Origin of the sequence: Enemella evansiae (assembly GCF_004362375.1) — a bacterium.
Lineage (GTDB): Bacteria > Actinomycetota > Actinomycetes > Propionibacteriales > Propionibacteriaceae > Enemella > Enemella evansiae.
The window spans coordinates 149389-175418 of the sequence record NZ_SNXA01000014.1; the positions used below are offsets into that span (position 1 = coordinate 149389).

The 26030-nt window shown below is 70.3% G+C and carries 23 protein-coding genes and 1 tRNA gene; 22 read left to right on the plus strand and 2 right to left on the minus strand.

The window, feature by feature from the left end; all coding sequences use genetic code 11:
- Positions 1-4 precede the first annotated feature (4 nt).
- From C8D81_RS19665 to nrfD, 18 genes are all read left to right on the plus strand, one after another.
- Positions 5-313 carry an HU family DNA-binding protein gene (locus C8D81_RS19665; RefSeq protein ID WP_094355605.1) on the plus strand — a complete coding sequence of 103 codons (309 nt, stop codon included), beginning with the start codon at positions 5-7 and terminating at the stop codon, positions 311-313.
- A gap of 255 nt (positions 314-568) precedes the next feature.
- Complete coding sequence (locus tag C8D81_RS19670; RefSeq protein ID WP_133626654.1) at positions 569-1471, plus strand: ABC transporter ATP-binding protein; 903 nt, start codon at positions 569-571, stop codon at positions 1469-1471.
- The gene (locus C8D81_RS19675; protein WP_094433350.1) at positions 1468-2217 is read left to right on the plus strand and encodes an ABC transporter permease; all 750 of its coding nucleotides are present in this window, start codon (positions 1468-1470) and stop codon (positions 2215-2217) included. Before C8D81_RS19670 ends, C8D81_RS19675 begins: the two co-directional genes overlap by 4 nt.
- The gene (locus C8D81_RS19680) at positions 2214-3314 is read left to right on the plus strand and encodes a sensor histidine kinase (RefSeq protein WP_094433352.1); all 1101 of its coding nucleotides are present in this window, start codon (positions 2214-2216) and stop codon (positions 3312-3314) included. Before C8D81_RS19675 ends, C8D81_RS19680 begins: the two co-directional genes overlap by 4 nt.
- On the plus strand, positions 3311-3943 hold the full coding sequence (locus C8D81_RS19685; RefSeq protein ID WP_094355601.1) for a response regulator transcription factor: 633 nt from the start codon (positions 3311-3313) through the stop codon (positions 3941-3943). Before C8D81_RS19680 ends, C8D81_RS19685 begins: the two co-directional genes overlap by 4 nt.
- Position 3944: 1 nt before the next feature.
- Positions 3945-4703: a helical backbone metal receptor gene (locus C8D81_RS19690; protein ID WP_094433354.1), complete on the plus strand. Its 759-nt coding sequence runs from the start codon at positions 3945-3947 to the stop codon at positions 4701-4703.
- A gap of 266 nt (positions 4704-4969) precedes the next feature.
- Positions 4970-6079: a BMP family lipoprotein gene (locus tag C8D81_RS19695; RefSeq protein WP_172421995.1), complete on the plus strand. Its 1110-nt coding sequence runs from the start codon at positions 4970-4972 to the stop codon at positions 6077-6079.
- A 133-nt stretch (positions 6080-6212) separates the two neighbouring features.
- Positions 6213-7799, plus strand: a complete 1587-nt coding sequence (locus tag C8D81_RS19700) for an ABC transporter ATP-binding protein (RefSeq protein WP_094433356.1) — start codon at positions 6213-6215, stop codon at positions 7797-7799.
- A gap of 116 nt (positions 7800-7915) precedes the next feature.
- Positions 7916-9022 (plus strand): ABC transporter permease, encoded by a 1107-nt coding sequence (locus C8D81_RS19705; RefSeq protein ID WP_094355756.1) that lies wholly within the window; start codon positions 7916-7918, stop codon positions 9020-9022.
- Positions 9019-10305 carry an ABC transporter permease gene (locus C8D81_RS19710; RefSeq protein WP_229117999.1) on the plus strand — a complete coding sequence of 429 codons (1287 nt, stop codon included), beginning with the start codon at positions 9019-9021 and terminating at the stop codon, positions 10303-10305. Before C8D81_RS19705 ends, C8D81_RS19710 begins: the two co-directional genes overlap by 4 nt.
- The gene (locus C8D81_RS19715) at positions 10295-10711 is read left to right on the plus strand and encodes a cytidine deaminase (RefSeq protein WP_094433358.1); all 417 of its coding nucleotides are present in this window, start codon (positions 10295-10297) and stop codon (positions 10709-10711) included. Before C8D81_RS19710 ends, C8D81_RS19715 begins: the two co-directional genes overlap by 11 nt.
- Positions 10712-10871: 160 nt before the next feature.
- Positions 10872-11942 carry an adenosine deaminase gene (locus C8D81_RS19720; protein WP_094433401.1) on the plus strand — a complete coding sequence of 357 codons (1071 nt, stop codon included), beginning with the start codon at positions 10872-10874 and terminating at the stop codon, positions 11940-11942.
- Positions 11943-12023: 81 nt separating this feature from the next.
- Complete coding sequence (locus tag C8D81_RS19725) at positions 12024-12371, plus strand: PadR family transcriptional regulator (protein ID WP_094355593.1); 348 nt, start codon at positions 12024-12026, stop codon at positions 12369-12371.
- Positions 12368-13159, plus strand: coding sequence for a DUF5808 domain-containing protein (locus tag C8D81_RS19730; protein WP_094433360.1), 792 nt, complete (start codon positions 12368-12370; stop codon positions 13157-13159). Before C8D81_RS19725 ends, C8D81_RS19730 begins: the two co-directional genes overlap by 4 nt.
- Positions 13156-14076, plus strand: a complete 921-nt coding sequence (locus C8D81_RS19735; protein WP_094433363.1) for a CPBP family intramembrane glutamic endopeptidase — start codon at positions 13156-13158, stop codon at positions 14074-14076. Before C8D81_RS19730 ends, C8D81_RS19735 begins: the two co-directional genes overlap by 4 nt.
- 28 nt (positions 14077-14104) lie before the next feature.
- Positions 14105-17413 (plus strand): formate dehydrogenase, encoded by a 3309-nt coding sequence (gene fdh, locus C8D81_RS19745; protein ID WP_267489876.1) that lies wholly within the window; start codon positions 14105-14107, stop codon positions 17411-17413.
- Positions 17413-18489: a 4Fe-4S dicluster domain-containing protein gene (locus C8D81_RS19750; protein WP_094433369.1), complete on the plus strand. Its 1077-nt coding sequence runs from the start codon at positions 17413-17415 to the stop codon at positions 18487-18489. Before fdh ends, C8D81_RS19750 begins: the two co-directional genes overlap by 1 nt.
- Entirely contained in the window at positions 18486-19571 is a 1086-nt protein-coding gene (gene nrfD, locus C8D81_RS19755) for an NrfD/PsrC family molybdoenzyme membrane anchor subunit (protein WP_094433371.1), read from the plus strand. The genes C8D81_RS19750 and nrfD overlap by 4 nt, the downstream gene beginning before the upstream one ends.
- A gap of 117 nt (positions 19572-19688) precedes the next feature.
- On the opposite strand, the gene selD is transcribed toward nrfD, so the two are convergent.
- Positions 19689-20678, minus strand: coding sequence for a selenide, water dikinase SelD (gene selD, locus C8D81_RS19760; protein ID WP_094433373.1), 990 nt, complete (start codon positions 20676-20678; stop codon positions 19689-19691).
- 41 nt (positions 20679-20719) lie between these two features.
- Here selD and C8D81_RS19765 point away from each other — a divergent pair.
- The 3 genes from C8D81_RS19765 (at position 20720) to selB (ending at position 23934) form a co-directional block, all read left to right on the plus strand.
- A tRNA-Sec gene (locus tag C8D81_RS19765) sits at positions 20720-20815 on the plus strand.
- Between the two features lie 60 nt (positions 20816-20875).
- Positions 20876-22171: an L-seryl-tRNA(Sec) selenium transferase gene (selA, locus tag C8D81_RS19770; protein WP_229119714.1), complete on the plus strand. Its 1296-nt coding sequence runs from the start codon at positions 20876-20878 to the stop codon at positions 22169-22171.
- Positions 22168-23934 carry a selenocysteine-specific translation elongation factor gene (gene selB, locus C8D81_RS19775; protein ID WP_094433377.1) on the plus strand — a complete coding sequence of 589 codons (1767 nt, stop codon included), beginning with the start codon at positions 22168-22170 and terminating at the stop codon, positions 23932-23934. The genes selA and selB overlap by 4 nt, the downstream gene beginning before the upstream one ends.
- A 400-nt stretch (positions 23935-24334) precedes the next feature.
- Here selB and C8D81_RS19780 read toward each other — a convergent pair whose 3' ends face one another.
- Positions 24335-24745: a winged helix-turn-helix transcriptional regulator gene (locus C8D81_RS19780; RefSeq protein ID WP_094431584.1), complete on the minus strand. Its 411-nt coding sequence runs from the start codon at positions 24743-24745 to the stop codon at positions 24335-24337.
- Positions 24746-24854: 109 nt separating this feature from the next.
- On the opposite strand from C8D81_RS19780, the gene C8D81_RS19785 reads away from it, so the two are divergent.
- Positions 24855-25763, plus strand: coding sequence for an alcohol dehydrogenase catalytic domain-containing protein (locus C8D81_RS19785; RefSeq protein ID WP_094431586.1), 909 nt, complete (start codon positions 24855-24857; stop codon positions 25761-25763).
- Positions 25764-26030: the final 267 nt, after the last annotated feature.

Below are 26030 nucleotides of genomic sequence, written 5' to 3' on the forward strand. Positions count from 1 at the left end.
ACCAATGACCAAGAAGGAACTCCTGGAAGCCATGGCCGCCCAGGCCGAGATCAGCCAGGCGGCTGCCGACAAGGCGCTCGGCGCCCTGGTCGACGCCATTGCTGCCTCGGTTGCCAAGGGTGACCGCGTGGCCATCCCCGGCCTCGGCACCTTCGAGAAGCGCGAGCGTTCCGCGCGTACCGGTCGCAACCCGCAGACCGGTGCGGAGATCAAGATCGCCGCGACCTCCGTCCCCGGTTTCAAGCCGGCCACCCAGTTCAAGGCGACCGTGGCCGACTCCAAGGCCGGCAAGAAGGCCGCCAAGAAGAAGTGAGCCACCCGGCTCGTTGACAGCGGGCAGACCCTCCGGGGTCTGCCCGCTGTTCTTTTTGTCGGCCCCCCCGGGCGTGCCCCCCATCGGCGATCCATCGAATCCTGGCTGCATTCCGCGCTCCCTCCAGGGGGAGGGAGATGCACTCAGGATTCGATGGATCGCGGCCCGGGGGCAGGGGCGGGCTGACTTTTGTCATCGGCGGATCGTGACGGCGAGTGCTGGTGGCCCGAGCCCGCCCACCAGCACGCTGGAGACATGAACGACGCGATACGCACCAGTGGGCTCACCAAGAGCTTCGGCACCCTCACCGCGGTGGATCACCTCGACCTGACGATTCCCGCCGGCCAGGTGGTCGCCCTGCTCGGTCCGAACGGGGCCGGCAAGTCCACCACCACCGAGATGATTCTCGGGCTCAGCACCCCCGATGCCGGCACGATCGAGATCTTCGGCGGCGATCCGGTCGAGGCGGTACGCCGCGGCGAGGTCGGGGCGATGCTGCAGAGCGGCCCCTTGCTCGAAGGTGTCACGGTGCGCGGCCTGCTGCAGATGATGGCCGGTCTGCACACCCACCCACTGCCGGTGACCGAAGTGGTCGAACGCGCCGGCATCGCCGACATCCTCGCCACCCGCACCGAGAAACTCTCCGGCGGCCAGGCCCAGCGGGTCCGGTTCGCGCTGGCGATCCTGCCCGACCCGCGGTTGTTGCTGCTCGACGAACCCACCGTGGCGATGGATGTCGGCACCCGCCGGGAGTTCTGGGCGCAGATGCGCGAGGTCGCCACGAGCGGGCGGACCGTCGTCTTCGCCACCCACTATCTCGACGAGGCCGACGAGTTCGCCGAGCGGATCATCATGATGGCGCGCGGCCGGGTCGTCGCCGACGACACCGGCGCGGCCATCAAGCAGCAGGTCGCCGGTCGCGCGATCACCTTCCTGGGTGAGGATTCCGCCGAACTCGGCGCACTGGCCGGGGTGACCGGGATGACCCGGTCGGGTGATCGGATCCGCTTGCACAGCACCGATTCCGATGCCACCCTCCGGGCGCTGCTGGCCAGCCCGCATCCGGCCAGCGAGATCGACATCGAGACGGTCAGCCTGGAGGACGCCTTCCTCCGGCTCACCGACGAAACCCTCACCACCGAAGGAGATCCGCGATGACCACCCTCGCCGTCACCGGCAACTATCTGCGCAGCAATCTGGCGGTATCGATGCGGCAGGTGGGCTTCCTGGTCTTCACCATCGCCATGCCGGTCGGGCTGTATCTGATGTTCTCCCAGATCTTCGGCGACCTCCCGGCCGGTGCCACCGACGTCCGCACGCTGATGATGATCGCGATGGCGATCTACGGTGCGTTCGGTGCCGCGATCAGCGCCGGCGCCCAGCTCCAGGTGGAGCGGCGCACCGGCTGGTTCCGGCAATTGATGCTCAGCGGGCTCACCCCGGCGGGATTCCTGACCGGAAAGATCGTCGGCGCGATGGTGCAGGTGCTGCCCGCGATCATCGCGGTCTTCGTCTGCGGATTCCTCACCGGGGTACGCCTGCCGGCCACCCAGTGGTTGCTGATCGGCGTGCTCATCTGGATCACGCTGCTGCCGATGGTGGTCCTCGGTGTGGTGATCGCCCTGTGGTTCGCACCCAGCACCGTTGGTGCCCTGTCCACGATCCTGCTGCTCGCGCTGTCGATGCTCGGTGGGCTCTGGGTGCCGGTGAGCCAGATGCCGGAGTCGATGCGGCGGCTCGCGGAGGCCATGCCCACCCACTGGATGAACACGATCGCGAACTGGCCCGTCCTCGGCGGAGACTTCCCGACCCGCGGCGTCCTGGTGCTGGGTGTGTGGCTGCTCGGCCTCGCCGTGCTCGGCGTGCTGGGGTACCGTCGGGCCGTGCGGAGCTCGAGGCGATGACCGATCCGGCGTACCCAGGCGGTTCCCGGACGTCCCGGTTGTGGCACCGGGCGATCGAGAACGGGCTGCCGATGTACGCCGGTGGGTTGGTCTTCCTCGGCTTCGCGCTGGTGCCCGCGTGGACCACCGAAACCGGACGGCCGTACCGCGCCGGGGTCACCGGGGTCAGCATCGTGATCGCTGCGCTGTATCTCGCGATCCCTCTGGTGCTTGAACTTCCGTTCCGGATCCGGGTGCTCTGGGTGTTCCTGCTGGCAGCCGGGGTCGCGGCCTTCATTCCGCTGCTCGGTGTCGGCGCGACCTATTTCACGCCCTATGTGATGATCCCGCTGGCCACCCTGCTCGGTTGGCGAGTGACCCGGTTGGCCATCCCGGTGCTCACCGTCGTGCTGGTCGCGACCGCACTGCTCGCCCGGGACTGGCTGGCGGTCTCGATCGCCCTGATGGGTGGGACGTTCGGGATCTGGATCGCGCTGGCGATCCGGCAGTCGGAACTTCGCGAGCAACTGGTGCAGGCCGAAGCGCGCAATGCGGTGCTGGCGGTGGCGGCGGAGCGGGAGCGGATCGGCCGCGACCTGCACGACATCCTCGGTCACTCGCTGACGGCGGTGGCGATCAAGGCGCAACTGGCCGCCCGGATCGCCGAGCGCGACCCGGTGGCGGCGGTGACCGAGATGGCCGAGGTCGAACGGCTGGCCCGGCAGGCCCTCACCGAGGTGCGTGCGACCGCGTCCGGGATCCGCGAGGTGCGCCTGGCGAGCGAGACCGCGAGCGCGCGGTCGGTGCTCGGGGCCGCCGGCATCGAATGCCGGGTGACCACCGCCGCCGCACTCACCGATGAGGCCAGCAGCGAACTGCTCGGCTATGTGGTCCGCGAGGCGGTCACCAATGTGGTCCGGCACTCCGGGGCCGAATGGTGCGAGATCGAACTCGCCGAGGACGGCGTACGCATCCATGACAACGGCGGCGGGCTGAAAGGCCAACCAGGAAACGGATTGCGCGGTCTGCGGGAGCGGGTGGAACAGGCCGGCGGCACCCTCACCGTCACCGGTGGTGAGGGCACGACGGTCGAGGCCCGGATCGGAGGACGAGGATGATCCGGCTGCTGCTGGCCGACGACCAGGCGATGGTGCGCAATGCGCTGGCCACGATGCTCGACCTGGAACCGGACCTGGCGGTGGTCGCCCAGGCGGGGGACTGCGAACAGGCGTACCGGTTCGCGCTCGAACACCGCCCCGATCTGGTGCTGATGGATGTCCAGATGCCGGGGGAGCCACCGCTGGTCGACGGCATCGCCACCACCGCCGCGCTGCTCGCCGACCTGCCCGAGACCCGGGTGATCATGGTGACCACCTTCGGCCGGGCCGGCTGGCTGCGCCGGGCGATGGAGGCCGGTGCGGTCGGTTACCTGGTCAAGGACGCCCCGGTGGAGCAGCTGGTCGAGGCGATCCGCCGGGTGCACGGCGGCCTCCGCGCGGTCGATCCCGAGCTCGCCGCGGCCAGCCTGTCCGCCGGGCCGAATCCGCTCTCCGACCGCGAGATCGAGGTGCTCACCGCGGCCGCCGCGGGTGGTGGCACGGCCACCATCGCGCACCGGGTGTTCCTGTCCGAGGGCACGGTGCGCAACCATCTCTCCGCGATCATCGGCAAACTCGGTGTCGCCAATCGCGGTGAGGCGGTCCGGGTCGCCACCGACAACGGCTGGCTGCCGGGACGTGGCGGTTGAGATGCCGGCCGACGATCTCGGTGCCGACGTCCCGCTCACCGGCCCGGTGCGGCGGATCTGTTCCCTGGTGCCCTCCTTGACCGAGGCGCTGGCCGCCACCGCGGTGGATCGGTTGGTCGGGGTGACCGACTGGTGCACCCATCCGGCCGAGTTGGACACGCTCGGCGTACGCCGGGTCCGCGGCACCAAGAATCCCGACCTGGCGGTGATCCGCGAACTCGCCCCCGAGCTGGTGGTGGCCAATCAGGAGGAGAACCGCGAGCTCGACGTGCGGCGGCTCCGCGAGGCCGGCATCCCGGTCTGGGTGACGCGGATCGAGACCCTCGAGGAGGCGTACGCCTCGCTGCGCCGGCTGATCACCCAGGCCCTCGGGCTCGGCGTACCCGACTGGTTGCGGGCCGCCGAGGCCGCCTGGGCCGAACCCGCGGCGGACCGGGGGACCGCGGTGGTACCGATCTGGAAGAACCCGTGGATGGTGGTCGGTGCCGACACCTTCACCGCCGACCTGCTGGCCCGGCTGGGGGTCCGCGTGCTCACCCCGGGCCCCGGCCGCTATCCGCACGCCGAACTCGACGAGCTGCACGCGTTGCGGCCGGACCGGGTACTGCTGCCCGACGAGCCGTACGCCTTCAGCGCCGACGACGGGCCCGGTGACTTCCCGGATCTGCCGACGGTGCTGCTGTCCGGGCGGGCGTTGACCTGGTACGGGCCCTCGCTGGTCACCGCGCGGTTCGAGCTGGCGGCGGCGCTGGATGGGTGAGTGTCCTGGTGGGGGTGCCCCTCGACACGCACCGCATTGCTCCGCTGCGCTCCGCCTGCGGTGCTACTCGGGGAACGTGGGTAGGGCGCGTGGGCACTGTGACGGGTGTGACTGGTGAGGCGGTGAGCCGGGGGCCGATGATTACGCTTCGGTAACCGCCGGTGGCGCGCGGGTGGCTGGGGGGCGAAGGACGGGTGGCCGCAGGGTTACAGTCGTCACGGTCGCCGACGGCGTACCTCATCCGAACGCCCCGAGGAGGCAACATCGTGACTCGCAAGACCCTTCTGGCCGTACCGGCACTGCTGGGTGCCGCCGCCCTCGCTCTCGGTGGTTGCGCGAAGCCCCCGGGTGAGGGAGGGACCGCCGCTCCCGGCGGCGCCGCCAGCCAGGCCCCGGGCGGCTCGGGCTACAAGGCCTGCATGGTCTCCGACTCCGGCGGTTTCGACGACAAGTCGTTCAACCAGACCTCCTACAAGGGTCTGACCGACGCCAAGAACCAGCTCGGCATCGAGACCGGGCAGGTCGAGTCCACCACCACCGCGGACTTCGCCAAGAACATCAAGTCGATGGTCGACGCCAACTGCAACATGATCGTCACCGTCGGCTTCCTGCTCGCCGATGACACCGTCGCCGCCGCGAAGGCGAATCCGAACGTCAACTTCGCCATCGTCGACTCCCAGCCCGAGGACACGCTGACCAACCTCAAGCCGCTGGTCTTCAACACCGCCGAGAGCTCCTTCCTCGCCGGTTACGTCGCCGCCTCCCAGTCCAAGACCGGCAAGGTCGGCACCTTCGGCGGCAAGAAGATCCCGACCGTGACCATCTTCATGGACGGCTTCGCCCAGGGCGTCGCTCAGTACAACCAGGCCAAGGGCAAGAACGTCCAGGTGCTCGGCTGGGACGCCGCCAAGCAGGACGGCCAGTTCATCCCCGGTGAGCGGTCCTTCGAGGACGTCAACGGCGGCAAGCAGACCGCGACCAACCTGGTCTCCCAGGGCGCCGATGTGATCCTGCCGGTCGCCGGCCCCGCCGGTGAGGGTGGCCTCCAGGTCGCCCAGGCCTCCGGTGGCCGGGTCAGCGCGATCTGGGTCGACACCGACGGTTGCGTGTCCGCGCAGAACTACTGCAAGTCGATCGTCACCTCGGTGGAGAAGGGCATGGACGTCGCCGTGTTCGAGGCCATCAAGGCCGGCAAGGAAGGCAGCTTCAAGGCCGATCCCTACGTCGGCAACCTGGCCAACGAGGGCACCAAGCTCGCGCCCTACAACGATTTCGAGTCGAAGGTCAGCGCCGAGACCAAGGCCGAGGTGCAGCAGCTGTCCGCCGACATCCAGGCCGGCAAGATCAAGATCGAATCGGCCAGCCAGCCCAAGTGATCACCGACTGATCGACACGCGGGTACGCGGGGGAGGAGACCAGGTCTCCTGCCCCGCGTACCACGTGGACCAGCCTCGGGCCCGACCCGGTCCGGCCCTCGACCCACAACGGTTCTGCTGCAAGGATGCCTCCGTGCCCCACACCGACCCACAGGACACTGACCCGACCACCGGCCCCGGTGAGGGCCTGCAACTGGTCGGCATCACCAAACGATTCGGTGACCTGGTCGCCAACGACTCCGTCGACCTGACCATCCGCCCCGGTGAGATCCACTGCCTGCTCGGGGAGAACGGCGCGGGCAAATCCACCCTGATGAACGTGCTCTACGGGCTGCTGCAACCCGATGAGGGTGAGATCCTCGTCGACGGCACCGCGCACTCGTTCAGCAACCCGCGCCAGGCGATGGCCGCCGGGATCGGCATGGTGCACCAGCACTTCATGCTCGTCGACGTCTTCACCGTCGCCGAGAATCTCGCGCTGGGCCGCGAACAGGGCGGCTTCGGCACCCTGGACATGCGGGCCGCGCGCTCCCAGGTCCGCGAACTCGCCGATGAGTACCGCTTCGACGTCGACCCCGACGCCGTCGTCGAGGACCTGCCGGTCGGTGTGCAGCAGCGCGTGGAGATCCTCAAGGCCCTGGCCAACGACGCCAAGTACCTGGTCTTCGACGAACCCACCGCCGTGCTCACCCCGCAGGAGATCGACGAACTGATGGCGGTGATGCAGCGGCTGAAGAGTGAGGGCCGGGCGATCGTGTTCATCACCCACAAGCTCCGCGAGGTCCGCGCGGTCGCCGACCGGATCACCGTGATCCGGCGCGGCAAGGTCGTCGGCGAGGCCGCCCCGGACGCCTCCGAGGCCGAGCTGGCCGAACTGATGGTCGGCCGCGCGGTGCAGCTCACCGTGGACAAGGAACCGCCCCAGGAGACCGAGGTGCGCCTGCAGGTGCAGGACCTGCAGGTGCTCAGCCCGAGCGGTCAGGTGATGGTCGACGACATCAGCTTCGACGTCCGCGGTGGGGAGATCCTCTGCATCGCCGGGGTCCAGGGCAACGGGCAGACCGAGCTGGCCGAGGCCCTCATCGGTACGGTGCCGGTCACCGGAGGCAGCGTCCGGCTGGACGGCCGCGACATCACCCGGGCCACTCCCAGGCAGACCATCGACGCGGGCATGGGATTCGTCCCCGAGGACCGCAAGCACGACGGCTTCGTGTCCTCCTTCAGTGTCGCCGAGAACCTGGTGCTGAACAGCTTCGACGAGAAACCCTTCGCCCGTGGGCTTTCCCTGCAGCTGAAGAAGATCCGCAGCAACGCCGACGAGCGGGTGGCGGAGTTCGACATCCGCACCCAGTCGATCGACACCCCGGTCGGTTCGCTGTCCGGCGGCAACCAGCAGAAGGTGGTGCTGGCCCGCGAACTGTCCCGGCCGCTGTCGCTGCTGATCGCCTCCCAGCCCACCCGCGGTGTCGATGTCGGCGCGATCGAGTTCCTGCACCAGCGGATCGTCGAGGAGCGGGACAACGGCACCGCGGTGATCATCGTCTCCACCGAACTCGACGAGGTCGCCGCACTGGCCGACCGGATCGCGGTGATGTATCGCGGCCGGATCGTCGGCATCGTGCCGCCGTGGACCAGCCGCGAGACCCTCGGCCTGATGATGGCCGGGGCGCCACCGGAACAGGCCGTCGCACAGAGCCAGGGAGAGAAGGAGCTGCGGTGAGCACCACTGCCCCCGAAACGACGCCGGACCAGGGGAAGCGGCCGAACCAGCCGGCGAGGCGCCGCAGCACCCGGACCGCCTGGACCGAGATCATCACCACCGCGGTCGCCTTCGTGATGGCCTTCGTGGTCGGTGCGATCGTGATGATCGTCTCCGATGCGGAGGTGATGACGAAGTGGAGCTACCTGATCTATCGCCCCGGTGACGCGCTCGCCGCCTCCTGGGAGAAGGTCTCCGGCGCCTACGGTGCCCTCTTCGTCGGTGCCCTCGGTGGCTGGGGTCCGATCACCGAGACCACCGCCCAGGCCGCGCCGCTGATCTGCGCCGGCCTCGGTGTCGGGCTCGCCTTCCGCGCCGGCCTGTTCAACATCGGCGCCCAGGGCCAGGCCATCTGGGGTGCCACGCTCGGGGCGTACGCCGGTTTCGGCTGGCACCTGCCACCGGTCATCCATCTGGTCGTGGCGATCGCCTTCGGCATGCTCGGTGGCGCGATCTGGGGCGGCATCGTCGGCGTCCTCAAGGCGCGGACCGGTGCGCACGAGGTGATCGTGACGATCATGATGAACTACATCGCCGCCAAGATGCTGGAGTGGCTGCTGACCACCCCGGCCTTCCAGCGACCCGGCCGGACCGACCCGATCTCACCGATCGTCGACTGGAACGCCACCATGCCCAGGCTCGAGGGATCCCAACTGCACCTGGGATTCTTCATCGCCCTGCTGGCCGCCGTCGCCGTCTGGTGGCTGCTGGACCGCTCCACCACCGGCTTCGCGATCCGGGCCGTCGGGCAGAACCCGCACGCCGCCGCCACCGCCGGGATGAGCGTCGCCCGCACCACCACGATCACCATGACCCTGGCCGGTGCGCTGGCCGGTCTGGCCGGGGTGATGTATGCCCTCGCCCCGGGTGTCGCGGGCACGCCGGTGCCGCTGTCCGCGGGCCTGGTCGGCACCGTCGGCTTCGACGCGATCACCGTCGCCCTGCTGGGCCGCTCGCGCCCGCTCGGCATCGTGCTCGCCGGATTGCTGTTCGGCGGTCTGCACGCCGGCGGGTTGGCGATGCAGTCGATGGCGGGCACCCCCCTCACCCTGACCACCCTGCTGCAGGCGCTGATCGTGCTGTTCGTCGCCGCACCGGGCCTGGTCCGAACCGTCTTCCCCTGGCTGAAGGGGCGGCGTACCCGCCCGGTCGCCGGGGCCGCGCAGGCAGGAGCGCTGCAGTGAGCACCAGCATCGAGACCCAGCCGACCGAGGCCCCGCACCGGGGCGAGTCGCGGCAGGCCCGCGCCCAGCGGATCTCCACCAGTGTGCTGATCGCGGTCGTCGGGCTGCTGCTGCTCGGGCTGGCGTTCAACGCCTCGGGCACCGCCCGCTTCGCCCTCAGCGACGCCTTCGACGAGGTCCAGCTGCCGGAGATCTCGCTGCCCGGGATGCCGGTGGTGCTGGTCTGCGCGCTGCTCTGTCTGATCGCCGCGGTGCTGCTGTTCGGCGGGCGGATGCCGGTGCGGGTACGCCGGTTGCTCGGCGCGGTCGCCGGGATCGCTGTGGTGCTGGGGTTCATCACCTGGGCCGCCTCCGGGCGGGATCTGCCGTTCCCGATGAGCAACCAGTTCAACGGCACCCTGAACCTGGCCACCCCGCTGATCCTGGGCGCCCTGGCGGGTGTGCTCTGTGAACGCGCCGGGGTGGTCAACGTGGCGATCGAGGGCCAGTTCCTGACCGCCGCGTTCGCCGCCGGGGTGGTCGGCTCGATCACCCAGTCGATCCCCGCCGCGATGGTCGGTGCGGTGCTCGCCGGGATGCTGATGGCCGCGCTGCTGGCGATCTTCTCGATCAAATACCTGGTCGATCAGGTGGTCCTCGGTGTGGTGATCAACCTGCTCGCCGCGGGGTTGACCGGCTTCCTGTTCGACCAGCTGGTGCAACCCGATTCCGGGTCGCTGAACAGCGCCCCGATCATGACCCCGATCGAGATCCCCGGGCTGGCCCAGATCCCGTTCCTCGGGCCGATCCTGTTCCGGCAGACGGTGCTGGCCTATCTCGCCGTCGCCTCGGTGATCCTGGTCTGGTTCCTGCTCTACCGCACCCGCTGGGGGCTACGGGTGCGGGCCGTCGGTGAGCACCCCGAGGCCGCCGACACCGTCGGCATCAAGGTGCGCGCGATGCGCTACCAGGCGGTCATCGTCGGCGGCATCTTCGCCGGCCTGGGCGGTGCCTTCTTCACCATCGGCTCGACCGGTTCGTTCGCCAAGGATTTCACCGTGGGCAAGGGCTTCATCGCCCTGGCCGCGCTGATCATGGGCCGCTGGCACCCGGTCTGGGCGGCGGTGATGGCGCTGTTCTTCGGCTTCGTCACCCAGATGGCCTCCCAGATGCAGTCGCTGAGCACCCCGGTACCGAGCCAGTTCCTGGAGCTGCTGCCCTATGTGGCGACGGTGATCGCTGTCGCCGGGCTGATCGGCCGGGTCCGCGCACCCGCCGCCGATGGGGTGCCCTATGACAAATGAGCCCGACTGGGCCGAATTGCGCCGCCGGGCGCGTGAGGTCGCGCAGCGGGCGTACGCCCCCTATTCGAGTTTCCCGGTCGGCGCGGCCGCGCTGGTCGACGACGGCCGGATCGTGGTTGGTTGCAATGTGGAGAACGCCGCCTACGGGGTGACCCTGTGCGCCGAGTGCGGACTGATCTCGGAGCTCATCGCCGGCGGCGGCGGCCGGCTCGTCGCGTTCAGCTGCACCGACGGGCAGGGGGAGTTGCTGATGCCCTGTGGGCGCTGCCGGCAGCTGCTCTGGGAGCACGGTGGCCCGGAGTTGCTGGTGGACACCCCTGAGGGCGTACAGCCGATGACCGTGGTGCTGCCGCAGGCCTTCGGCGTCGCCGATCTGGACCGGGTCGCGGGGCGCGCCGAGCGCTGAGCGGATTCGCGCGGCAGGCGGGAGCGCGGGTTGCTCGGCTGGCCAGGGATGACGGTTGTTGCTGGGCGCTTTGGTCGCGCCACGGAACACGAACAGCAGTTCCGCCTCGGCGTGCCGCACCGATTCGCGCGGCGGGCAGCGGCGCGGAAGAATGTCGGACATGGCTCAGCTTGATCTGGAAACCATCCGCGCGCTGCCCAAGGTGGCCCTGCACGACCATCTCGACGGCGGCCTGCGCGCCCAGACCGTGCTGGAGATCGCCGCCGAGATCGGGCACCCGCTGCCCGCCGACAGTGCCGACGCACTCGCCGACTGGTTCTTCGAGGCCGCCGACTCCGGGACGCTGGTCCGCTACCTGGAGACCTTCGACCACACCATCGCGGTGCTGCAGCGTCCCGAGGATCTGCGCCGGGTGGCCCGCGAGTTCGTCGTCGACCAGGCCGCCGACGGGGTGGTGTACGCCGAGGCGCGCTGGGCGCCGGAGCAGCACACGAAGGCCGGGATGTCCATGACCGAGGCGATCCACGCGGTCGGCGAGGGGCTGCGCGAGGGGGTCGCCGAGGCGGCCGCGGCCGGCCGGCAGATCACCGTGCGGCAGCTGGTCACCGGGATGCGGCAGGCGAACACCTCCACCGAGGTCGCCGAGCTCGGCCTCGAGCATGCCGATGATCTGGTCGCCGGCTTCGACATCGCGGGCCCCGAGGACGGTTTCCCGCCGCGCAACCATGCCGCCGCCTTCGACCTGATCCGCGAGCAGCTGGGCCGGGTCACCATCCATGCCGGCGAAGCGGCCGGGGTGGACTCGGTGCGCGATGCGCTGGTGCAGGGTGCGCAGCGGCTCGGCCACGGCGTCCGGATCATCGAGGACATCGACCGCACCGGTGACGAGGCGGTGCTCGGCCCGGTCGCCGCCTACGTCCGGGACCGCCGGATCCCGCTCGAGGTCTGCCCGACCTCCAACCTGCAGACCGGGATCGCCGAGGCGTACGCCGACCACCCGATCAAACCGCTCGCCGATCTCGGTTTCACGATCACCGTCTCCTGCGACAACCGGTTGATGAGCCGCACCACGCTCAGCAACGAGCTTTTCCAACTGGCACAGGCTTTCGGCTGGGGTGCAGGCGAGCTGTACGCCGTCACCCGGAACTCCATCGAGGCGGCCTTCCTGCCCTGGCAGGTCGCCGAGGAGATCCGCAGCACCCAGATCGACCCGGGGTACGCCGCGCTCTGAGGCCCGATCCGTACCCTTGCGTGATGATGCATCGCCTAGTACCTTGCATGACAAGGTACTAGGTCGGACAAAGGTGGCGCGATGACCGCCAGGTCGAACGATGGATCCGCGGATCTGTCCCAGCTCCGCAAGGGAGTGCTGGAGCTCGCGGTGCTGGCGCTGCTGCGTAGGCGACCGCACTACGGCGGTGAGCTCGCCGAGGCGCTGGCCGACAGCGAGGGGCTGGCCGCCAGCGCGGGCACCCTCTATCCGCTGCTGACCAGGCTGCGTACCGCCGGTTGGGTGGACACCAGCTGGCAGGAATCACCCAGCGGCCCGCCGCGCAAGTACTACACCCTCACCCGCGCCGGCCGGCAGCAGTTGGCCCGCCTGGAACGGTCCTGGGCGACCCTGGTCCGCTCGGTCGATGAACTCCTGGAGGAGCGATGAATCCCTACACCCGTGCCGTTTCCGGGCACCTTCGGGGCATCCGCGCGGCGGATCGCCGACAGGCGCTCAGCGATCTCGATGACCTGCTCGGCGACGGTGCGGTCACCGCCGACGAGCTGGGTCCCCCCGAGGTGTACGCCGCCAACCTGAGCGAGCAACTCGGCCGCCGATCCCGTCGCTGGGGCGGTTTCGGCCTGGGCCGGGCCACGCTGGCCCGGGTGTGGAATCCGGCCGATCCTCGACTGTTCGTGCCCCGCGCCCTCGGGTTGGGGTGGCGGCTCAACGTCGGTGCGCTCGCGGTCCGGCTCGGCTGGCTGCGACCCGATGACGCGGATCGCGACGTGCTGGCAGCGATCCCCGCCGGTGTCCGCCTGCTCCAGCAGACGATGCCGGGCGTGTTGGCCACGGTCACGGTGGTCGCCGCCGCGCGATCCTGGCGGGTCGGGGATCGGGTCCCCGCGCGCTTCGACCCGGCCGGTCGGGTCACCGGCTGGGTCGACCGTCGCTGGCTGCTGGCCCCTTCCGCGGTGGCCGTCGCCGCGGCCGGCTGGGCCTGGCTCCCGGGCACCGACGAGGACGCGGTACTGGTCCGCCCGGCCCTGGCCGCCTCGGTGGCCGCCACCACGGACACCGTGCTGTGGGTCGGGTTGCGTGCGCACCGGGAACCCACGGCAGCCCGCGTCTGGCTGGGGCCGCTGGTGTTCGCCGCGCCGGTGGTGACCGAGCTCGCCGCCACCGTGCTGCCGGTGCGCAGCGGGCTGGCCCGGATCTCCCGGGAGGAGCGGTGAACCGCGGCTGGCTGTCGATCGGTGTCTTCGTCGCCCTGGCGTACGCCCTGGCCTGGTTGATCTGCCTCCCGTTGTGGCTCGACCCCCGGCAGCTCGGTGCGCCCTATGCGCTGGTCTGCGTGGTCGCGATGATGTTCACCCCGGCGATCGCGGCGGTGCTGATGCTGAAGCTGGTCGAGCGCCGCAATTGGCGCGAACTGCTGGACGTGCTGCGGCTCCGGCTGGTCCAGCCACCGACCCGATTCCTGGTCTGGCTCGGGCTCGCCGCGGCGGTCATCTATCTGTTCGTCTTCGCCAGCCTGGCCACCTCGACGCTGCTCGGCCGGTTCCCGTTCGATCCATCGATGGGCGGGATCGCCGGGCTGCCCGGTCTGCCACCCGGCCTGCCGGTGTACCTGCTCGGGGTGATCACGCTGCTCTCGGCACTGCTGAACGGGGCGATCAACACGGTCCCGGCGGCGGGGGAGGAGATCGGCTGGCGCGGCTTCCTCTTCCCGCGCCTGCAGGAACGTGTCGGCGCGACTGGCGCGGTGCTGCTCGGCGGGGTGATCTGGGGGCTGTGGCACGCCCCGATCGTCCTGCTGGGTTACAACTATCCGCTGCATCCGGTGCTGGGCCTGATCGCCATGTGCGGCATGTGCGTGCTGATTAACGGCGCCCTGGCGTGGGTATGCCAACGCTCGGGATCGGTATGGCCCGCGGCCTACGGACACGGGGTGATGAACGCCCTGCTCGGTTCGGCGATCATCGTCTTCGCCGCTCCCGGCAGGCCGGTCGACACCCTCCAGGGGACCCTGCTCGGCTGGTCCGGCTGGTTCGTCCCGGCGCTCGTCGTGGTCGTGCTGCTGGCCCGGCGGGCGTACGCCCCACGCGGCGCGCCCGGACCGGGTGTGCCGCACCGCTCGGGTATTGCGTAAGGTCTGACGGACAGAAGGAGGTGTGCGGATGAAGCTGGGCAAGGTGATGCTGAGCTGGCCGGTGCTGCGCCAGTTCGCCAGCGGTGATCCCCTGGGTCGCGGTGCCGCGGTGACGAGCCCGCACACCCGCGAACTCACCCCGCGGACCGAGACCGCCGACCACGTCGCGCGCAGCGTCTGCCCCTACTGCGCGGTCGGTTGCGGACAGCGGGTGTTCGTCCGCGACGGTCAGGTGACCCAGATCGAGGGTGACCCCGACTCGCCGATCAGCCGCGGTCGGTTGTGCCCGAAGGGTTCTGCCAGCGAGCAGTTGGTGAACGCGCCCAACCGGCAGACCACCGTCCTCTACCGCCGCCCGCACGGCACCGAGTGGGAGCCGCTGCCGTTGGAGCGGGCGATCGACATGGTCGCCGACCGGTTCCTGGAGGCCCGGCGCAACAACTGGCAGGACACCGACGATTCCGGTCGCCGGTTGAACCGCACCATGGGCATCGCCGGACTGGGCGGCGCGACGCTGGACAATGAGGAGAACTACCTCATCAAGAAGTTGTTCACCGCTGCCGGGGCGATCCAGATCGAGAACCAGGCCCGGATATGACACTCCGCCACGGTTCCCAGTCTGGGGACCTCGTTCGGGCGCGGCGGCGCCACCCAATCGCTGCAGGATCTGAAGAACTCTGACTGCATCGTCGTGATGGGCTCCAACATGGCGGAGTGCCATCCGGTCGGTTTCCAGTGGGTGACCGAGGCGCAGCAGCGCGGCGCCCGGTTGATCCACGTCGACCCGCGGTTCACCCGCACCTCGGCGCAGGCGGATCGGCACATCCCGATCCGGGTCGGTTCCGACATCGCCCTGCTCGGCGGACTGATCAACCATGTGCTCAGCAACGAGCTGTACTTCCACGACTACGTGCAGCACTACACCAACGCGGCGGCCCTGGTGAACGAGGCCTATCAGGACACCGAGGATCTGGACGGGTTGTTCTCCGGCTTCGATGAGGAGCTGAAGGCCTACGACCCGACCACCTGGGCGTACGCCTCTCCCGAGGATGCCGCAAAACCGGCCGACGACGGGGTGCAGACCGGGGACGCCTGGGCCGATCACGGGGACAGCATCGGCGACGCCTCGCACGGCGAGTCGCACGGTTCGGGTGGCCCCGCCCTCGATCACACCCAGGTGATCCGCGACGAGACGATGACCGATCCGCGGTGCGTGCTGCAGCGGCTCAAGCGGCACTACCAGCGCTACACCCCGGAGATGGTCGCCGAGGTCGCCGGCATCAGCGTCGAGGACTTCCGCTATCTCGCCGACGCGCTCACCAGCAACTCGGGTCGGGAGCGCACGGCGTCGTTCTGCTATGCGGTGGGCTGGACCCAGCACAGCGACGGTGCCCAGATCATCCGGACCGCCTGCATCCTGCAGCTGCTGCTCGGCAACATGGGCCGCCCCGGCGGCGGGGTGATGGCGCTGCGCGGGCACGCCTCGATCCAGGGCTCCACCGACATCCCCACCCTCTACAACCTGCTGCCCGGTTACCTGCCGATGCCGTTCGCCGGCAAGCAGGACACCCTGGAGGAATACCTGCAGGCCGCGGGATCCAAGGTGCAGAAGGGATACTGGGCGAACGCCGACGCGTACGCGATCAACCTGTTGAAGGCCTGGTGGGGCGATCACGCGACCGCCGACAACGACTTCGGCTACGACCATTTGCCGCGGCTGACCGGTGCGCACGGCACCTACCAGACCACCTTGTCGATGCTCGATGACAAGGTCGACGGCTACTTCGTGATGGGCCAGAACCCGGCGGTCGGATCGGCGCACAGCCGGATCCAGCGCAAGGCGCTCGCACATCTGAAGTGGTTGGTGGTGCGCGATCTGCGGTTGATCGAGACCGCCACCTTCTGGGCCGACGGCCCCGAGATCGCCACCGGTGAACTGGTCACCGAGGACATCGGCACCGAGGTGTTCTTCCTGCCCGCGGCGAGCCATGTGGAGAAGGCCGGCACCTTCACCCAGACCCAGCGATTGCTGCAGTGGCGGGAAAAGGCGGTCGAACCACCGGGTGACGCGCAGAGCGAACTGCAGTTCTTCCACCTGCTCGGACAGCGGATCCGGGAGAAGCTGGCCGGCTCCACCGATCCCCGCGACCGCGGCCTGCTGGAGCTGACCTGGGACTACCCGGTCGACGAGCACGGCGAGATCATCCCCGAGGCGGTGCTGCAGGAGATCAACGGTCGGCACCTGAGCGGGGAGAAGGCCGGACAGCTGCTCTCGGCGTACACCGAGATGAAGGCCGACGGTTCCACCATGGGTGGCTGCTGGATCTACACCGGGGTGTTCGCCGACGACGTGAACCAGGCGAACCGGCGCAAGCCCGGTCGGGAGCAGGACGAGATCGCCTCCGAATGGGGTTGGGCGTGGCCGGCGAACCGCCGCATCCTCTACAACCGGGCCTCCGCCGATCCGGACGGAAATCCTTGGAGCGAACGGAAGAAGCTGATCTGGTGGGATGCGGAGCAGGGACGCTGGGTCGGGCCCGACGTGCCCGACTTCCCGGCCACCCTGGCGCCCGGCACCAAGGGCGAGGGCCGGGGCGGCCCGGAGGCACTGGACGGTGACGACCCGTTCATCATGCAGGCCGATGGAAAGGCCTGGCTGTTCGCGCCGAAGGGCCTGGTGGACGGCCCGCTGCCGACCCACTACGAGGCGGCCGAGTCGCCGGTGCAGAACCCTCTCTACGGCCAGCAGAGCAACCCGGCCAAGGAGGTCTTCAAGCGACCCGACAACCAGTTCGTGAACAACCGGCGGGCGGTGGAGGTGTTCCCGTATGTGTTCACCACCTATCGGCTCACCGAGCACCACACCGCCGGTGGGATGAGCCGCTTCCTGCCCTACCTGTCGGAACTGCAGCCGGAGTTCTTCTGCGAGGTGTCGCCGGAACTGGCCGAGGAACGCGGTCTCGAGTCCGGTGGCTGGGCGACGATCATCAGCCCGCGCGCGGTGGTCGAAGCCCGGGTCGAGGTCACCGACCGGATGACCCCGGTGACCTCCGGTGGGCGGGTGGTGCACCAGATCGGCCTGCCCTACCACTGGGGGGTCGGCGACCGGGCGGTGGTCAGCGGTGACGCCGCCAACGACCTGCTGGGGATCGTGCTCGATCCGAATGTGCAGATCCAGGAGTCCAAGGTCGGGATGTGTGACATCCGGCCGGGGCGCCGACCGCAGGGCAAGGGCGTCCTCGAACTGCTCGGGGAACTGCAGGGCGAGGCCGGTGAACAGGTCGATCCGGCCGGCGACAGCACAGCACTGGACGGTGAAAGGACAGGAGAAGGCTGATGGGCTTCTGGAAGCGGCAGCTGTCCGGGCCGACCAACCCGGCCACCGATGCCGGGTGGACGAGAACCGAATCCCGCAAGGGATTCTTCACCGACACCTCGATCTGCATCGGCTGCAAGGCCTGCGAGGTGGCGTGCAAGGAGTGGAACCACGTCCCGGTCCGCACCGAGGGCCGGCCGATGTTCGGCGGGGTGCTCAGCTGGGCGAACCAGTCCTATGACAACACCGGACATCTGGGTGCCGACACCTGGCGGCATGTGGCCTTCATCGAGCAGGGGCCCGAGGAGATCGCGAAGGCCCGGCGCAGCGGCGCGGTCGATCTCGGCATGCCGAGCGTCCGCGGCACCGAACCCGCCTCGGCGCTCGCCGAGCCGCCCGATCTGTCCGGGGCGGCGGCGCGGGAACCCGGGCTGAGCTCGGCACCGACCGCGCTGGCCGACCCCGACGACACCCTGCCCCCGGTGCGCTGGCTGATGAGCTCCGATGTCTGCAAGCACTGCACCCACGCCGGTTGTCTTGATGTCTGCCCGACCGGTGCGCTGTTCCGCACCGAGTTCGGCACGGTCGTGGTGCAGGCCGACGTCTGCAACGGCTGCGGCTACTGCGTCGGTGCCTGCCCGTTCGGGGTGATCGGCCGCCGCGATGACGGCCTGGTCGAGCTCGCCGACGGCAGCAGGGCCGAACCCGTCAACGGTGGCGTCGCGCAGAAGTGCACGCTCTGCTACGACCGGTTGAAGGCCGACCAGACGCCCGCCTGCGCGCAGACCTGCCCGACCACCAGCATCAAGTTCGGTGACCACGACGAGATGGTCCGGCTGGCCCGCGAACGGCTGGCCGAACTGCACGCCCAGGGGCGTACCGACGCCCGGCTCTATGGCGCGAACCCCGACGACGGGGTCGGCGGCACCGGGTCGGTGTTCCTGCTGCTGGACGAGCCCGAAGTCTACGGCCTGCCGCCGGATCCGATCGTGCCCACCGCCGTGTTGCCCAAGATGTTCACCATGGCAGGGATTGCGGGCACCGTGCTGATGGGTGCGGTGCTCGCGGTGTTCGCCGGGAACGGGGCCCGCCGATGACCACAAGGCCCTTCGACGAGGACCGCCCGCCGACCGACGGCCCACGCCGGCGGCGCTCCGACGGTCCGGGTGACGGGAAGCGTGGTGGCCGCCGGGGCGACCCCAATGCGACCGTGCCGGAGGCCGAGTTCACCAGCTACTACGGCCACAACATCGTCAAGCCGCCGCCGTGGGAATGGCCGATCCCGGCCTACCTCTTCCTCGGTGGCCTGGCCGCCGGTTCCGGGCTGGTCGCCGCCGGTGCCCACGCCACCGGGAAACCACGGCTGCGCAGCCGCAGCCGGATCACCGCGCTGGCTGCCGTCGCGGCCGGGGGAGCGGCTCTGGCTGCCGATCTGGGCCGGCCGGAGCGGGCGCTGAACATGATGCGGACGGTGAAACTGACCTCGCCGATGTCGGTCGGGTCGTGGATCCTCAGCGGATTCGGGGCCTTCACAAGTGCCGCCATCGGGCTGGAACTGGTCCGGTCCCGGTTGCAACCCGGCAGCGGCCTGGCCAAGGCGGCGGGGGTCGCGGACGGGTTGGCCAGCGCGGGCTCGGCGTTCTTCGCGCCACCGCTGGCGGCGTACACCGCCGTGCTGCTCTCCGACACCGCCGCACCGACCTGGCACGAGTCCTATCGGGAGCTGCCGTTCGTCTTCGTCTCCTCGGCGCTGGCCGCCGGCACCGGGATGTCGATGATCACCTCGCCGGTCAGCGAGACCAACGGCGCGGTCCGCCAGCTGGCCGTCGCCGGAGCGGTCTGCGAGCTCGGCGTCGGTGAACTGATGAAGCGCCGGCTCGGGGAGCTGGCCGAGCCGCTGGAACAGCCGCCGGCGAAACGCTGGCACAAGACCGCCACCGTGCTCACCGCCGCCGGGGCGATCGGGGCCGCGGTCTTCGGCGGTACGCGGATCGGCGCGGCGCTGTCGGGGGCGGCGCTGGTCGGCGGTTCGCTGGCGACCCGATTCGGGATCTTCCATGCCGGGATGACCTCGGCGAAGGATCCGCGCTACACGGTACGCCCGCAGCGCGCCCGCGCCGCGGCCGCCGCCGAACAGGGCCGCGGCATCACCCAGCCCGGCGGTGAATGGCCCACCTGAGTTTCGTGTCATCTCGACACGCTCGGCATTGCTCCGCTTCGCTGCGCATGCCGAGCTACTCGATGAGCGTGGGGTCATGCCCGGCTGATGCAGCGGGTGTGTGCTACGCGATGAGTGTCAGCGGATGGTCAGGGTGGGGCCGTCGCCGGCGGGTACCAGTTCGCCGATGACCGGGGCGCCGGGGATCTCACCGGCGAGCAGCAGGCCGCCGGAGGTCTGGGCGTCGGCGAGCAGGATCAGTTCCTCCTCGCCCAGGTCGGAGGACAGGTGGGGTGCCACCCAGTCCAGGTTGCGCCGGCTGCCGCCGGGGACGAAGCCCTCGGCCAGTGACTCGCGGGCACCGGCCAGCACCGGTACCGCGGCATGGTCGATGACCGCCGCCACCCCCGAGGCCCGGCACAGCTTGTAGAGGTGCCCGAGCAATCCGAAACCGGTGACATCGGTGGCGGCCTCGATGCCGGCGACCAGGGCCGCCTCGGCGGCGTCGGCATTGAGCGTGGTCATCGAATCGACGGCCTGGGGGAACACCTCACCGGTGGCCTTGTGCCGATTGTTCAACACCCCGACGCCGATCGGTTTCGTCAACGACAGCGGCGATCCCGGCCGTCCGGCATCGTTGCGCAGCAACCGGTCGGCGTGCCCGCGGCCGGTCACCGCCAGACCATAGATCGGTTCGGGGTTGTCGATGCTGTGGCCGCCGGCGAGCGGGGTGTTCGCCTGCCGGCAGATGTCCATGCCGCCGCGCAGCACCTCGGTCGCCACCTCGACGGGCAGCACCCCGCGCGGCCAACCGAGCAGATTGATCGCCAGCAGCGGCGTACCACCCATCGCATAGATGTCGCTCAGCGCGTTCGCCGCCGCGATCCGGCCCCAGTCGTAGGGGTCGTCGACCACCGGGGTGAAGAAGTCGGTGGTGGAGATGAGCACCGTGCCATCACCCCCGCTCGGGTCGAGCAGCACCGCGGCTGCGTCGTCACCGTCGTCCAGTCCGACGACCAGGCCGGGGGAGTCGGTGCCGGTCAGTCCGGCGACCATCTGCTCCAGTTCACCGGGCGGGATCTTGCAGGCGCAACCGCCGCCGTGGGCGTACGAAGTGAGGCGATCCATCCAGCCACCATAGAAGGCGCGCTAGGGTGCGGGATGCACAGGGAGGCGTCTGGGTTCCTGGTGGGCCCCCCGGTCTTCAAAACCGGTGAGATCGAGCACCTCGGTCTGGCGGGTTCGATTCCCGTCCGCCTCCGCCAACTGTCCCTGCGATGCTGGTTGCCGAGAAAGGGCCGGTCTGCCGAGAAAGGGAGCGAGTTGTGAGTGATCCCCGCCGGCGCATCCCGCGTACCGACGACCTGCTGGCCCGGCCGGTGATCCGCCAGGCCGCCGAACGGCTCGGTGTGGTCACCGCCCGGGATGCGGTACGCCGGGCGCAGGCCGAGGCCCGTGAGGGCCGGATCGCGCCCGAGCAGGTCGCCGAGCACGCCGAGCGGGCGCTCGCCGACCCGCCCCGGTCACGACCGGTGTTGAACGCGACCGGGATCGTGGTGCACACCAACCTGGGCCGGGCCCCGCTGTCACCGGTAGCGGTCGAGGCGCTGATCGCAGCGAGCGGCTACACCGATGTCGAGATGGATCTCGGCACCGGACGCCGCGCCCGCCGCGGTGCTGCGACGCTCGCCGCGCTGCGCGCCGCCTGCCCCGCCGCCGAGGACGCCCTGGTCGTCAACAATGGTGCCGCCGCGCTGGTCCTGGCGACCACCGCACTCGCCGCCGGCAAGGAGGTCGTGGTCTCCCGCGGGGAGCTGGTCGAGATCGGCGACGGCTTCCGACTGCCCGACCTGATCGCCTCCACCGGGGCCCGGCTCCGCGAGGTCGGCACCACCAACCGCACCCATCTCGACGACTATGCCGACGCGATCGGACCGGCGACCGGGTGCATCCTCAAGGTCCACCCGAGCAACTTCTGGGTCTCCGGATTCACTGCCAGCGTGGAACTTCCGGAGCTCGCCGGCCTCGGCGTACCGGTCATCGCCGACCTCGGATCCGGACTGCTGGAACACGACCCGGCACTGCCGGAGGAACCCGACGCGGCCAGTGCACTCACCGCCGGCGCCGACCTGGTCACCGCCAGCGGCGACAAGCTCCTCGGCGGGCCGCAGGCCGGGCTGCTGCTCGGCCGCGCGGAACTGATCGAGCGGCTGCGCCGCCACCCGCTGGCCCGCGCGCTGCGGGTCGACAAGCTCACCCTGGCGGCCCTGCAGGCGACGCTGGCCGGCCCTGTGGCACCGGTGACCGAGTGGCGGCGAATCGATCCGGGGGTGCTGCGGGAGCGCTGCGACCGGCTGGCCGCTGAACTGGGGGCCGCCGGCATCCAGGTCGAGGTGGTCGAGAGCATCGGCCACGTCGGTGGCGGGGGAGCCCCCGGCGTACCGCTGCCCGGGTGGGCGGTCGCGCTCGAGGAGGCGTACGCCGAACCGCTGCGGACCGGGGCGGTCGCGGTGCTCGCGCGGATCGAACGCGGCCGCTGCCTGGTGGACCCACGCTGCATCCCGCCGGAGCGGGATGCCGACCTGGTCGCCGCGATCGGTGCGGCGCGGGGCGCCCGGTGAGGGTCGTCGCCACCGCGGGCCATGTCGACCACGGCAAGTCGGCGCTGGTCCGCGCCCTCACCGGTACCGATCCCGATCGCTGGGAGATCGAGCACCAGCGGGGATTGACCATCGATCTCGGCTTCGCCCACACCCTGCTCGACTCGGGTGAGACGGTCGCCTTCGTCGATGTACCGGGCCATCAGCGGTTCATCGCGAACACCTTGGCCGGGGTCGGCCCGGCGCCCGCGGTGCTGTTCGTGGTCGCCGCCGACGAGGGGTGGCGGGCGCAGAGCAGCGAACACCTGGCCGCGTTGCGGGCGCTCGGCGTCCGCAACGGGTTGCTGGTGATCACCCGCAGCGATCTGGCCGACCCGGATGCGGCGCTGGCCCAGGCGAGTGCGCGGATCGCGGAGGCCGGTCTCGGTGCGTGGGAGGCGGTCAGCGTCTCCGCGCGCACCGGCGAAGGGCTGGCCGAGTTGCGGGCCGCGCTGGACCGGCTGCTGGCCGGATTGCCGGAACCGGACGTGACGGGCCGGGCCCGGCTCTGGGTGGATCGGGTGTTCACCATCCGCGGCGCCGGGACCGTGCTCACCGGCACCCTGGAGGCAGGCACCCTGACGGTCGATCAGCAGGTCGAGGTGGCCGGGTTGCGGGCCTCGATCCGCGGTCTGCAGAGCCTCGGGGAGCCGGTACGCCAGGCGCGGGCGGTGGCCCGGGTGGCGGTGAACCTGCGCGGGGTGGAGGTGGATCGGCTCGGGCGCGGTGATGTGCTCACCACCGGCAGTTGGTGGCTCACCGAGAGCGTGGACGCCCGCCTGGATGCGGGCTCAGAGGAGCCACCGGAGCAGCTGATGATGCATGTGGGGACGGCGGCGCTGCCGGTGCGGGTACGCCGGTTGGGTGGTTCGGATGAACTCGCGGTACGCCTGCAGTGGCAGGGAAAGCTGCCGCTGCACACCGGTGATCGGCTGGTGCTGCGCGACCCGGGCCGACAGCAGGTGCTCGGTGGGGCGGTGGTGCTCGATGTTGACCCGCCGGAGCTGCGGCGCCGCGGTGCCGCCAGGGCGCGGGCCGAGGCGCTCGCCGATGCCCCGGAACGGGTCGATGCGGGTCGCGAGCTGGCTCGGCGGCAGGTGCTGCGCACCGATCAGCTGGCGGCGCTCGGCGCCGACGAGACCGAACTGCCGGTGGCGACGATCCGGGTCGCCGACTGGCTGGTGCACCCCGATCGGTGGGCGACCTGGACCGCGCAGCTGAAAGCCGTGGTGGCGGCGTACACGGCCGCGAATCCTTTGCAGGCAAGGATGCCGGCGGCCACTGCGGTGACCGAGCTGGGGCTGCCCAGTGGATCGTTGATCGGGCCGCTGGCCCGGGCAGCCGGGCTGGAGCATCGCGACGGGCAGGTCGCCCAGCCCGGTGCGCAGGCCGATCTGGGTGCCGCCGAGGCTGGGGTGGCCGAGGTGGAGCAGCGGCTTGTGGTGCAGCCGTTCGCGGCACCCGAACGCGATGAGCTGACCCGGCTCGGGATCGGCCCGAAACAGGCCGCCGCCGCGGTGCGAATGGGCCGGCTGCTGGATCTGGGAGACCTGGTGCTGGTATCACCGCAGACCCCCGCGCGGGCGATGCGCGAACTGGCCGCGCTGCCGCAGCCATTCACCACCAGCCAGGCCCGGCAGGCACTCGGTACCACCCGGCGGGTGGTGATCCCACTGCTGGAACACCTGGATGCCCGCGGTTGGACCCGGCGCATCGACGCCGGGCACCGCGAAATCGTCAGGTGAGGGAACGCTCCTCGAGTAGGTCGACAGATGGGGGCTCCGCCCCCATCGCCCCCCGAACCACAACAGATGGGGGCTCCGCCCCCATCGCCCCCCGAACCACAACAGATGGGGGCTCCGCCCCCATCGCCCCCCGAACCACAACAGATGGGGGCTCCGCCCCCATCGCCCCCCGAACCACAACAGATGGGGGCTCCGCCCCCATCGCCCCCCGAACCACAACAGATGGGGGCTCCGCCCCCATCGCCCCCCGAACCACCCAGCAGCGACCGTGTCTTCACGCTCCTCGAGTAGGTCGCGCAGCGACCGTGTCGAGAGGTGCGCCTCAGCGAATCATCTCGACACGCAGCCCATTGCTCCGCTTCGCTTCGCGTGGGCTGCTTCTCGATGAGCGTGGTGGGCGCTACTGGGTGAGGGTGGCGTCGTAGGCGGCGCGGGCGCGGTCGACCTCGGGCATGTGGTTCTCGGCCCAGCATTTGATGTGCTGGATGGGTTCCAGGAAGGAGCGACCCAGCGGGGTCAACGCGTAGTCCACCCGCGGGGGTACCGCGGCGGTCACTGTGCGCGCAACGAGGCCGTCGCGTTCCAGGCTGCGCAGCGTCTGGGTGAGCATCTTCTGGCTCACCCCCGGAATCTGCCGCGCCAGCTCGGAGTAACGCATCGAGGTCTCGGAATCGCCGAGCGCACAGATGATCAGGGTCACCCACTTGTCCGAGATCCGCGCCAGCAGTTGCCGCGAGGGGCACTGGGCGAGGTAGGCGTCGTAGGCCACCTTGGCGTCGGCTCGGCGCTGCTGGGCAGTCTTCGTCGGCATAGCTCTCCTTCGGGTGGCACACGCACTTCCAGGTGCCTACTTCCCAAAAGAGAGTAACACTCGAATAGTGGGTGTCGCAAGGTTTCCAACCAGCGAAGGAGTTTTCACCATGCATGCCCTCTCCGCCGTCTCCGGCACCACCACCCCGCGGCTCGTCGAGCTGCCCGATCCGACACCGGGAACCGGTGAGGTGGTCATCGACGTGACCGCGGCCGGCATCAACCCCGCCGATGCGCAGGTCGTCGCCGGCCCGCTGCGCGAGGCGTTCGGCCTGCCCGCCGAGGTCGGCCTCGGTTGGGACGTCAGTGGGGTGGTCAGCGCGGTCGGTACCGATGTCGACGGCTTCGCGGTCGGTGACCGGGTCACTGGTCTGCACGCCGACCTGGCGGCCCCGGCTCGCGCCCAGGCTGCCCGGGTCGTGCTGCCCGCTGCCGCGGTCGCGCCGCTGCCCGACGGGCTCGACCCGGTCGCCGCCGCGAGCATCCCGCTGAACGCACTGACCGCCGCCCAGGCGCTCGACCTGCTGGGCCCGGCCGATGGCCGCTCGCTGCTGGTGACTGGTGCCGCCGGCGCGGTCGGTGGTTATGCGATCGCACTGGCGGCCGCCGCCGGTTGGCGGGTCAGCGGGCTGGCCCGGGAGAGCGACCGGGAGTTCGTCACCGGGATCACTGGGACGGACGGTACGCCGGTGGACCTGGTCACCGAGCTGCCGGAGCGCGGCTTCGATGCCGTCCTGGACGCGGCCGCGCTGCAGGAGGGTGCGCTGTCCGCGATCGTCGACGGCGGCGCCTTCGTCGGTGTCTTCCCGCCCGCGCCGGTGCAACCGGAACGTGAGATCACCGTGCAGGCTGTGTCGGTCACCACCGACGGTGCCCGGCTGGCCGAGCTCCTGCGCCGCAGCGCCTCCGGTGAGCTGGCCGTGCGCGTCGCCGCCAGCTATCCGCTTGGCGACGCCGCTGAGGCGTACCGGCGGGTGGGGGAGGGTGGATTGCGCGGACGGGTGCTGCTCACTCCGTGAGGCTGCACGCTCCTCGAGTAGGTCGTGCAGCGACCGTGTCCTCACGCTCCTTGAGTAGGTCACGCAGCGACCGTGTCCTCACGCTCCTCGAGTAGGTCGCGCAGCGACCGTGTCTTCACGCTCCTCGAGTAGGTCGCGCAGCGACCGTGTCGAGAGGTGCGTGGTCGGTTCATCTCGACACAGTGAGGATGGTGGTGGGGGTCCGGTGGCCTTGGGGATGATGTCTTTGGGGTCTGGGTTGTTCGTTTGACCGATCTCGACACTGGC